At 51.8% G+C, this 11,115-nt stretch carries 9 protein-coding genes; 5 read left to right on the top strand and 4 right to left on the bottom strand.

Annotated features, from left to right (window positions below):
• Positions 1-357 precede the first annotated feature (357 nt).
• From Q7O77_RS09020 to Q7O77_RS09010, 3 genes are all read left to right on the top strand, one after another.
• The gene (locus Q7O77_RS09020) at positions 358-1,494 is read left to right on the top strand and encodes a radical SAM protein (protein ID WP_304165989.1); all 1,137 of its coding nucleotides are present in this window, start codon (positions 358-360) and stop codon (positions 1,492-1,494) included.
• Positions 1,495-1,504: 10 nt separating this feature from the next.
• Entirely contained in the window at positions 1,505-2,419 is a 915-nt protein-coding gene (locus Q7O77_RS09015) for a hypothetical protein (RefSeq protein WP_304165986.1), read from the top strand.
• Positions 2,420-2,543: 124 nt separating this feature from the next.
• A complete protein-coding gene (locus Q7O77_RS09010) occupies positions 2,544-3,527 on the top strand; it encodes an SLAC1 anion channel family protein (protein ID WP_304165984.1) in 984 nt (327 codons plus the stop codon).
• Between the two features lie 144 nt (positions 3,528-3,671).
• On the opposite strand, the gene cutC is transcribed toward Q7O77_RS09010, so the two are convergent.
• Together cutC and Q7O77_RS09000 are read right to left on the bottom strand one after the other, a co-directional pair.
• Positions 3,672-4,430, bottom strand: coding sequence for a copper homeostasis protein CutC (gene cutC, locus Q7O77_RS09005; protein WP_304165981.1), 759 nt, complete (start codon positions 4,428-4,430; stop codon positions 3,672-3,674).
• A gap of 131 nt (positions 4,431-4,561) precedes the next feature.
• Positions 4,562-5,134 carry a VOC family protein gene (locus Q7O77_RS09000; RefSeq protein WP_304165979.1) on the bottom strand — a complete coding sequence of 191 codons (573 nt, stop codon included), beginning with the start codon at positions 5,132-5,134 and terminating at the stop codon, positions 4,562-4,564.
• 660 nt (positions 5,135-5,794) lie between these two features.
• Here Q7O77_RS09000 and argS point away from each other — a divergent pair.
• Positions 5,795-7,525 carry an arginine--tRNA ligase gene (gene argS / locus Q7O77_RS08995; protein ID WP_085653316.1) on the top strand — a complete coding sequence of 577 codons (1,731 nt, stop codon included), beginning with the start codon at positions 5,795-5,797 and terminating at the stop codon, positions 7,523-7,525.
• Positions 7,526-7,865: 340 nt separating this feature from the next.
• Here argS and murJ read toward each other — a convergent pair whose 3' ends face one another.
• Together murJ and rimJ are read right to left on the bottom strand one after the other, a co-directional pair.
• Positions 7,866-9,401 (bottom strand): murein biosynthesis integral membrane protein MurJ, encoded by a 1,536-nt coding sequence (gene murJ, locus Q7O77_RS08990; protein ID WP_304165976.1) that lies wholly within the window; start codon positions 9,399-9,401, stop codon positions 7,866-7,868.
• 187 nt (positions 9,402-9,588) lie between these two features.
• Positions 9,589-10,173: a ribosomal protein S5-alanine N-acetyltransferase gene (gene rimJ / locus Q7O77_RS08985; protein WP_304165973.1), complete on the bottom strand. Its 585-nt coding sequence runs from the start codon at positions 10,171-10,173 to the stop codon at positions 9,589-9,591.
• 308 nt (positions 10,174-10,481) lie between these two features.
• Here rimJ and Q7O77_RS08980 point away from each other — a divergent pair.
• The coding region (locus Q7O77_RS08980) for an MFS transporter (protein WP_304165971.1) at positions 10,482-11,115 on the top strand (634 nt) is incomplete at its 3' end.

Here is an 11,115-nt window from a genome sequence, read left to right as displayed (position 1 = left end):
CCGCGGTCAACCAGCGTTTATATCGCGCCTTCAAAAGATAACTAACAAAATAAAAACGTTTATTCGCTAATGTCCACGCTGTCATTATATCTTCCCTACTCTTTTTATTTTTAACGCGCCCCACTAATAATCCCATTGCGTTAATGTGTGTGGATAAATTTATTTCGTCATAACACGACAAGGCATTTAAAAGGCCTTCTTTGCCATAGTTCTGGTTAAATTGACTTTTATCAAATAGTTACTCAATCCCATACCTTATATTTAAATAACCATTAAGAATAAGCAAATAACCAAAACGCATTGATTTTTAACAAACCCACTAATTAGACTGATAACAATATAAAAGGTAATATTTCCATGTTTTCAGAAGTATCGCATGAGAAACGGAATCACATCATTGAGTTCTTCGAGCGTCAGCAATTTAATGATTTTGAGCAGATCATTGAAAAAATGAAAAGAAAGGAACTGATCTCTTTAGAAGACGCCATGTCATTATTATCACTTTGCCACGACAACCCTTCTTACAAAGATATATTTAAAGAGCAACTCGCCAAAAACAGAAACGATGTTTTTGATAACCAGTTAAATATTATCGTCCCGCACTATCACAGCAGCCGTTGTGCCGATAACTGTAAATATTGCGGATTCAGAATGAGTAATAAGGACATTCAACGAATTCGACTGAAAGACAACGATTTTATTGAAGAAATGAAATTGTTGTTGAGCTGGGGATATCGTTCTTTTGAATTCGTTTATGCAACGGACATGCATTACAAGCCGGAATTAATTGGCGAAAGAATCAAAGTGGCTAAACAGCTCGCAGATGAGCACGGCTGTACCATCACCATAGGGATTGATGCTCAGGCATTTGATGACGACGGTTATGTCCAATTGAAGCAAGACGGCATGGACTTTCTGGTGCTATGGATGGAAACCTATCATCATGAGATTTACGCCGATGTACATCCGGAAAATACGCGCAAAGCCGACTACGCCTTTCGCGTGAATGCCCCGGAACGCCTCATCAAAGCGGGCTGCACGCAATACAGTCTCGGCGCACTGTTAGGACTCGCACCGTGGAAAGAAGATGCGGCGATGCTAATGGCGCACGGCGATTATCTGCGTCAGACCTACGGTTATTCCCCATATATTATTGGCATCCCGAAATTAACCCCTGCGATGGGAAAAGGTTTGGCCGATTTCCCGCACATTATTGATACTGATACGCTGACGCTGATTTCTTGGGTTTATAAAGCCATGTTCCCTTCCGCGAAGCTGTTTGTTAACTCGCGCCAAACAATGGACCAAAACAGTAAAATTGTGGCTGGCGGCGGCGATCTCTTTACTATCGATTTCGCGACGTTCCCTGGCGATTATTTAAAAGGACTGAGTAATTCGCCTGAGCACCAGCAATTTGAAACGCTGCCTTATAATCGCGAAGAAGCCATTGCTGAATTACGTAACAGAAATTTTAACCCCGTATTTTCATGGTGAGGGAACACTCATGGGATTACCAACCGTAGAATATGAAGACACCGTTCAGCATGAAATTACCCGAACGGTGATCCCCGGATTTACCTTTTCCTGCGAAAGACAGTGGAAAGGTAAATCGGAAATTATTATTTATCATGCGGACAAAGGTGTCGTTAAAAAATTAACGTCATTGCCTCAGTTCGATCAACGACTCTTTCCCGACAGCATGATGGACAAACTCTCTCCTTTGCTGAAAGCATTGCCGGGCCCTACCGTCGTTTCAGGAGGTCATACCGTCATTAATATGTCGAACACGCTGGAAGTCAGTGCTTCCGTTCTTAGCGCAACGGCATTCTCAATGGAGGTGGTTAAATATCTGACGCAGAGCGCTCATATTCACGCTGACTTTCTGGTGCAGGTTAATGATCTGTTCATGGAAAACGCGGGGAATGATATCGGGGCCGCCACGCCGAACAAATACAGAAAGCTGGTTCTGAATCCTTATGTGCTACCGACCAAAATGGCCGACATCGTTAAACAGGCGCAGGCCTCATTAAACCGAGATCTGAAAGTCATGTTCTGCGCTGAAAAGAATATGGCGGATCGCTTTAAACGCCATGTGGATAAAGCCAGAAAAGACGGCAGTGATAATATTCGCTATTCTGAACAGGCGGGAGACCGAATATGGTCAGTCGTTGTTGATGGTGAAGAAATCCCCTATATGGTCAACGATAAGCCAAATTGCGTTGCGGCAAACGCTGCCATGTTAAGAGCCATACGCTATAAAATCGATGCGCGCAAAACCCGGGATAATTACCAGTCATACGTGGGTATTTTCCCTCTGTGTTCCATCGATAATGTGCTTAATGGTTATCGCGTAGCCCATCAGATTTACGATCTAGATTTACCGACTTACTATATTTTTTCCGGAAACGGTTGTGCCTGATTAGGCCGTACCGACCAGAGAAGGGTTTTGGCTTTTTCTTTCAAGCATACCGGCGTGAAAGGAAAAGTCATTTCGCCTTCTCTTTTTGCTATTTGCCTTTATTTATCCCTTGGAGCCACTTTACATGAACACTCTAGACAAACCGCTTCTTCAAAAAACATCGTGGTTGTCTGCTTTTCCTATCACTTTTTTCCCCGTTGTCATGGGATTGTGCGGGCTTACGCTGGCAACGTTAAAAATAGAGACGCTGTTCGGCTACCGCCATCAATGGGGCAATACGCTGTTCATCGTGTCCCTGCTGGTCTTCTGCGGATTCTCCAGCATCTACTTCGCCAAGCTCATCAAATATCCCCGGAATATCCTCAGCGAATGGTCACATCCGGTGAAAATCGTTTTCTTCCCGACGTTCTCAATCGGGCTGATCTTGTTAGGTACGGCGGCTCAATCCCTGTCAGCGACGCTGTCGATTGCGCTGTGGGGGATAGGTTCCGTCTTGCATATCCTATTGACCATCGCAGTCATTTCTATGTGGCTCAGCAAAAGCCACTTCACTATTGAGCATGTTTCTCCTGGCTGGTTTATGCCCGTTGTGGGAAATATTCTGGTTCCCATTGCGGGGGTCCATTATGTTTCCGTTGAAATCTGCTGGTTTTATTTTTCAATTGGCATTTTGTTTTGGCTCATCGTGCTTAACACCGTCTTTAACCGACTTATTTTTCATCCTGCGATGCCCGGTGCGATGTTGCCTACCTTTTTTATTTTTCTCGCGCCGCCGTCGCTGTCTTTCATTAGTCTCGTGTCTATCACCCATGAAGTAGGAATATTCGCTCGCATCTTGTATTACTCCGCGACTTTTTTATTCCTGATTATTCTGATGCAGATTCCGTTATTAATTCGTCAGACCTTTTCCCTTTCCTGGTGGGCTTATTCTTTCCCCGTGGCGGCATTTACTATCGCCACGTTGACAATGGCTCAAGCGATTGATTCGGCACAACTGCTGATCGGCGGCAAATGCCTGTTTGTCGCGCTTGTCATCATCGTCGTCAGTCTGGCGGTCCGTACCCTTCGGGGTATGCTGCGCAACGATTTCTGTAAACCGGAGGCGTAACCGCCGCGGGATCGCTGATTAAGTCAGGACGCTCGCTGTCTGAGAATGGACGAAAAAAAGCCCCGGTAACACACCGGGGCTTGGTACTCGCAAGCAAACCTGCTGAAGTATGCTGCGCGGCAAAGGTAGGCACATCGCGTCACATCATACGACGTGCGCCGTGTGCTGATCGGAGGTCAGTGCGATCTTCATCGCCGCCACCACGTCGCCATCGACGCAGTAGTGTTGGAATTCATCGCCATCGACATCGGCGCTCATAGTGACGCCGGCTTTGCGATATCGCATGGGGGACGGCAACCACTGGCCGGCGGAGCTATGCAATTCTTTAATCCCGCTGGCGCGAAACTTATGCAGGTTCGTCAGACGCACGCCGGATCCCGCCATAATGATTGGACCGCGCTCTAGTGCATTAAGTTCCCGCAATAATGGCAAACCGCTTTCGGCACTCTGCTGCTGACCGGAAGTTAATACGCGAGAGACGCCCAAATCGGCCAGCTGCATCAGCGCCTGTCGGGGGTTGAAGCACATATCGAACGCCCGATGAAACGTGACGGCCAGTCCATCGCAATGCGCCATTACCTGCTTCATGCGCGCTAAATCGATATGCCCTTCCGCATCCAGGATCCCGACAACCAGCCCCGGAAAGCCCAGGTCGCGGATCTGGTCGATATCATACAAAATCGCTGAGAATTCCGTCGCGCTGTAGCAAAAATCGCCGCCGCGCGGCCGCACCATCGGATGCACCGGGATCGTCAGGTGATCGCGCGCCTGACGAAGCATACCGTAACCCGGCGTCAGTCCGCCCTCCCGCAGGCCCGCGCACAGTTCCACACGGTCGGCTCCCGCACGTTCGGCCGTCAACGCGCAATCAATGCTGTAACAGCATACTTCCAGCTTAGGCATACGTTCCTCCCTAAAGTCGCGGTCAGGAGCAATGGCGCCCCTGAATAAATGAGTCACTATACTATGGCACCGCGTTACTGTTCTTGAGGAGAGCAACATCAAAGGATATGAAGTGGCGCACAGTATAGCGTTCAGCGTTCGTCACGCTCGCTCTCGACGATATCCTGCAAGCTGAAAGGATGAAACTTGAGGGTGACGGTGCCGTTGGTGACCGCCAGCGTGGGGTTAGGCAAGCGTTCCTGCTCTCCTTGCGGCTGACTGAATTTGAGCCGGATCCCCTGAGTGAGCAGCGCCTCATCCGGGAGACAGGCCAGTGCGCGCTGATGAAGCGTGGCCGGATCGCCTGGTAAAACCACTTCAACATGCTCCCAGCCTTCGTGGGGATAACGTTTGTTCCCCGGCCACGGCAACTCGATGCATGCGATCTGCCAAGGCCCGACCGTCACTGGCTGAGGCAAGATAAACAGACAAATGGGTCGGCCATTAATCATGTTTTCTGATAGCAACGTCGCGCCCTGCGCCAACAGCGCCTCACGCCAGTGCTCCGCCGTCGCGTTTTGATGGCAACGCAAGGAGATATGATCGGCCTCAAATTGCGCGATATCCAACGAAAGCTGCTCGGCCAGTTTGTTCATCTCAGACTCGAAACGAGACAGATCGGCCATTAATGACGCCGGGAGCGGTTGCGATGTATTAGCCGCCATTTTTTTTCAAATGCCTCCATTAACGTTAAGTGCTTTTTTAATTTACAGAGAGATAGCATCTGCATCCAGCTTTAAACGGAATTGTCAGTCAATTGTCAGTTTTTTGTTTGTTTTTTTATCGTTTAAGATCATCAGTCTGATTAATTAATTAACGAAACCTCGTCATATCCATGATGTTTTTTTGCTTATCGCCAACAATAACCCTGACGTAAATAACCTTCTTAATTGGCTGTTTTTACGCATATTCCTATATTTCATGGGAGTAATCTTAAATACACTTTCGCCCATTGTGAATAAACAATAAAAGGGATAATTTCGTTATTCCAAAAGATATAAAAAGGTCGTTCATCATGTCGCTACTTATTGTATCGGTTTTATTAATTGCATTAGCCGGTTATGCTATCTTTCGTCATCTTAAAAACATGAAAAGCGCACGTTTGGTTACCGACAGACGAAATAAAAAGCGTTAATGACCCTCTGGTTTTCTCTTTTTTAGATTTATCTGTATGGCCGTTTTCTTTTTATTTCCTCTACGTTTTTTTTACCATGATGCACCATCATCATGCGCTCCCCGATGAGCCTGTGACACCGCAGCTCTGCTGACTCAATCGACCAAATATGGTATAAGCAGGGGCTTAATTTGTAATGTAAGGTAACCCGGTGAATATTCAGGCTCTTCTTTCCGAAAAAGTCCGTCAGGCATTGGTTGCGGCGGGCGCGCCCGCTGACAGCGAAGCGCAGGTTCGCCAATCGGCAAAAGCGCAATTTGGTGATTATCAGGCTAACGGCGTGATGGCCGTGGCTAAAAAATTAGGCATGCCTCCCCGTCAATTGGCGGAAAAAGTGGTTCAGCTGCTGCAGTTGGAAGGAATCGCCGCCAAAACTGAAATCGCCGGTCCCGGCTTCATCAATATCTTCCTCGATCCTCAGTGGCTGGCCGCACAGTTAGAGCAAGTGCTGACCAGTCCGAAACTGGGCGTGTCTCCGGTAGAACCGCAAACCATCGTCATCGATTACTCCGCGCCGAACGTGGCCAAAGAGATGCATGTCGGCCACCTGCGTTCCACCATTATCGGCGACGCGGCGGTAAGAACGCTCGAATTCCTCGGCCATAATGTCATCCGCGCTAACCACGTCGGCGACTGGGGCACGCAGTTCGGCATGCTGATCGCGTTTCTGGAGAAAGTGCAGAACGAAAACGCAGGCGAATTGGAACTGTCCGACCTCGAAGCGTTCTATCGTGAAGCAAAACAGCATTATGACGCTGACGCAGAGTTCGCCGAACGCGCTCGCGGCTACGTGGTGAAACTGCAGGGCGGCGACGAATATTGCCGTACCATGTGGCGCAAGCTGGTGGATATCACCATGAGCCAGAACCAGCGCAACTATGACCGACTCAACGTCACGCTGACCAAAGACGACGTCATGGGAGAAAGCCTGTACAACGACATGCTGCCGGGCATTGTCGCCGATCTGAAAGCCAAAGGTCTGGCAGTCGAAAGCGAAGGCGCCACGGTCGTATTCCTTGATGAATTCAAAAACAAGGAAGGCGATCCGATGGGCGTGATCGTCCAGAAAAAAGACGGCGGCTACCTGTACACCACGACGGACATCGCCTGCGCCAAATATCGCTACGAAACGCTGGGTGCCGATCGCGTCCTTTACTACATCGACTCCCGTCAGCATCAGCATCTGACGCAAGCCTGGACCATCGTCCGCAAAGCGGGCTACATCCCCGAAAGCGTGAGCCTGGAACATCACATGTTCGGGATGATGCTGGGCAAGGACGGCAAGCCGTTCAAAACCCGCTCCGGCGGAACCATCAAGCTGGCGGATTTGCTGGATGAAGCCTACGAACGCGCGGTGAAGCTGATCGCCGACAAAAACCCGGAGATGCCGCAGGACGAAGTGGCCGAGCTGGCGAATGTCGTGTCTATCGGCGCAGTGAAATATGCGGACCTCTCCAAGAGCCGCACCACCGACTACGTCTTCGACTGGGACAACATGCTGGCATTCGAAGGTAATACCGCGCCTTACATGCAGTATGCCTACACCCGCGTCGCGTCTATCTTCAAGCGTGCCGGTGTCGATGAAGCCAGCCTGACCCAGCCAATCGTGCTGACCAACGAGCGCGAACAGTCGCTGGCAACGCGTCTGTTGCAGTTCGAAGAAGTCATTACGACCGTGGCGCGCGACGGTACGCCGCATGTGATGTGTGCTTATCTGTACGATCTGGCCGGTCAGTTCTCCGGTTTCTACGAGCACTGCCCGATCCTGAATGCCGAGAACGAGGCTGAACGCCAGAGCCGTCTGAAACTCGCGATGCTGACCTCCAAGACGCTGAAGCAGGGTCTGGACACGCTGGGCATCCAGACTGTCGAGAAGATGTAACGCTTCCCTCCACGCCGTCTTCCTCAAAGGCGGCGTGTATCCCCCTTCCTTTGCCCAGACCTTATTCAAGCGACTTCGGTACCCAAAGCTCCATTCCCCCCATCGCGTTTACCCGGTGAGTGGTGGTGGCGTGTTGCACCCTTCTCTTGTCCCCAACCAAATCCAAGCGACGTTGATACCCATCGACCCATCCCTACCGACAGGGTTTACCCGGTGGTATTGAGACCAATATGTCATTTCATTAGGAATGGGTGTGGCGAAGAGAAGCAGGGTCAGTCTGACGAAGGGTTAATACACCCGCGACGAGCGAACCCGCCGAGGGTGTGAATGCTGCTAAGGCTTAGAGGCTGCGGCGCGAGAAATCTTTTGGTCGAAATCCCATCAACGCCAGCGTAACGAAGTAAGCCCCGGCGCCAGCGATCACCATCACCATCAACCGCAAGATACGCACCGTCATACCGCCCTGATCCCACGGCGGCATGAACTGGTTTAGCGCCAGCAACGTCACCGACATCACCACCACCGCCAGCAATAGCCGCACGAGGAAACCGGTCCAGCCCGGTGACGGTTGAAAGATCTGCTGCTTGCGCAACTGCCAAAACAGCAGCGCGGCGTTGATGCACGAGGCCAGACCAATCGACAACGCCAGTCCGGCATGCTGCAACGGGCCGATAAACGCCAGGTTCATCAGCTGCGTCAGCGCCAGCGTCACCAACGCGATCTTCACCGGCGTTTTGATGTCCTGTCGTGCATAAAATCCCGGCACCAGCACTTTCACCACGATCAGCCCCATGAGGCCGATGGAGTACGCCACCAAGGCCCGCTGCGTCATCTCCGCATCAAACGCGCTGAATTTACCGTATTGAAACAACGACACCGTCAGCGGTTTCGCCAACAGCCCCAGCGCCACCGCGCTTGGTAACGCGAGCAGGAAACAGAGTCGCAGTCCCCAGTCCATCAAATGGGAATACTCTTTGTGATTGCCGCTGGCCGCGCTTTTCGACAGCGATGGCAGCAGGATAGTCCCCAAGGCGACGCCCAGCACGCCGGAGGGGAACTCCATCAGGCGGTCGGCGTAATACATCCATGACACCGCCCCCTGACTCAGGAAAGAAGCGAAAATCGTGTTGATGATCAACGAGATCTGACTCACCGACACACCGAGGATCGCCGGTGCCATCAACTTCATGACGCGGGCGACGCTGGGATCGCGCCATTTGAGCCGCGGTAAGACCAGCATACCGATTTTCTTGAGGTGCGGCAGTTGATAGCCCAGCTGCAACACGCCGCCGACTACCACGGCCCAGGCCAGCGCGAGCACCGGTGGATGAAAGTACGGCGTAGCGAACAGAGCAAAAAAGATCATGCTGACATTGAGCAGCGTCGGCGCAAAAGCGGGCACCGAAAAACGGTTCCAGGTATTGAGCACCGATCCGACCATCGACGTTAGCGAAATCAACAAAATATACGGGAACGTAATGCGCAGCAGCGAGGAGGTGAGTTCAAAACGCTCCGGTGTTTCGGCAAACCCAGGAGCCGTCACCATAATCACCCAGGGCGCGGCCAGCATGCCAGCAATGGTGACCAGCGTCAGCACCAGCGTCAGCATCCCGGCGATATACGCCAGAAACGTGCGCGTGGCCTCTTCTCCCTGCTGGCTCTTGTGTTCGGCCAGAATGGGGACGAAAGCCTGCGAAAAGGCGCCTTCAGCGAAGATACGACGCAGCAGATTGGGCAGTTTGAAGGCGACATAAAAGGCATCGGTCGCCATACCCGCACCAAAAACGCGGGCGACGATAGCGTCACGCACAAAGCCCAGCAGGCGCGAAAGCATTGTCATTGAACTGACCGCAGCCAGTGATTTAAGTAAATTCATGCGAGTGTTCTGAATACCGGGGAAGAGAATGGCGCAAACAGCCGTCCAGCCGTACACGCCTCTTGGGTGCGCCTAGTCTACGCATTGTGCGGGCAAAAGCTACCGGTTGGTGCCTCTGCTCAGCGCGCTAAGCCGCAGAAGTGACTGAGCACGCTGATTTTTGCGACAGTTCTGAACGCCCGACCCGCTACTTGCGCATGGCCCAACGATCGTTGGTCAACGAGGTTAACACGTGGTCCTGCCATTCGCCGTCGATCAGCAGGTAATCTCGGGCATACCCCTCTTTTTCGAAGCCCAGACGCGCCAGCAGTCCGCCGCTGCGGTGATTGTGCGGCATATAGTTGGCCATGATGCGGTGCATACGCTGCTGAACAAACATATAACGCAGGCCCGCTTTCAGCGCCTCGAACATCAACCCCTGCCCCTGCCATTTCTGCCCGAGCGAATACCCCAGATAACAGGCATGGAAAGATCCGCGCAGAATATTGCTGAAGTTGGCAACGCCGCGCACTTCAGTTTCGTTCGGATCAAGCAGTAAAAAATAGAATGCGCTGCTCTGTTTTTGCATATCGGTGATCACGCTTAAACGCGCCTGCCAGCCGGAAGGATAGCAGTGGCTGGCATCTCGCACCGGCTCCCAGGGTTTCAAAAAATCGCGGTTTTCCGAGTAATAATCCGCCAGACGCCAGGCATCACGTTCATGAGCCAGACGTATCACCAGCCGGTCTGTCGTCAAACGGACCGTGGCAGATGTGGAACGATAGCCAAACATTTTTCTTCCCTCAGGTTCGGGGTAATTAATCGATTATGTTTATGGAACCAACCCAACGGCTATCCGCCAGCAATCAGCGGATAAACATGACGTTAAGCTTACTATAAACCGCGTTGACTGCATCAGCGTAACCGCGTAATCACCGGGTTATCGCGCAATTAGCGTACGTTTACGCCTGCAATTCTCGCAGCCCCACGCCGAACAGCGTCTGACGATAAAAAAATATTATCTCTATGTAACCTATCGCCATTCATCAATTGGCGAGAGAATGAACGCGTGGTGATTCCTTCTTCTCGTGATGGTGCAACATGCCTTTGATGACGCAGGCGCGCAGCCTGGGTAAATATTTCATTCTGCTTGATAACATGCTGGTGATTTTAGGGTTTTTCGTTGTGTTTCCCCTGATATCCATCCGATTCGTCGACCAAATGGGTTGGGCCGCGCTCACGGTCGGCACCGCATTAGGGCTGCGTCAGCTCACCCAGCAGGGCTTGGGGATCTTCGGCGGCGCGATTGCCGACCGGTTCGGCGCCAAGCCGATGATTATTACCGGCATGCTGATGCGCTCGGCGGGGTTCATCTGCATGGCGCTGGCCACCACGCCGCTGGTACTGATGTTTTCCTGTTTTCTCTCGGGACTCGGCGGCACGTTATTCGACCCGCCGCGCACCGCGCTGGTCATTAAGCTGACCCGTCCCAGCGAACGTGGGCGTTTCTTCTCCCTGCTGCTGATGCAGGATACGGCGGGATCCGTGACCGGCGCGCTGCTCGGCAGTTGGCTGATGCAATATAATTTCAACGTTGTGTGCTGGGTCGGCGCTTTCATGTTCCTGCTGGCGGCGGGCACAAATGCCTGGCTGCTGCCCGCCTATCGTATCTCCACCACCCGGACGCCCATGCGCGAAGGTATGCTGCGGGTGCTGCGCGACAGCCGTTTTGTCA

It is taken from the genome of Lonsdalea britannica (genome assembly GCF_946477055.1).
GTDB classification, from domain to species: Bacteria; Pseudomonadota; Gammaproteobacteria; order Enterobacterales; family Enterobacteriaceae; genus Lonsdalea; species Lonsdalea britannica_A.
The sequence above is the reverse complement of the archived record's forward strand: the minus strand, read 5'-3'. Positions and strand labels throughout refer to the sequence as shown.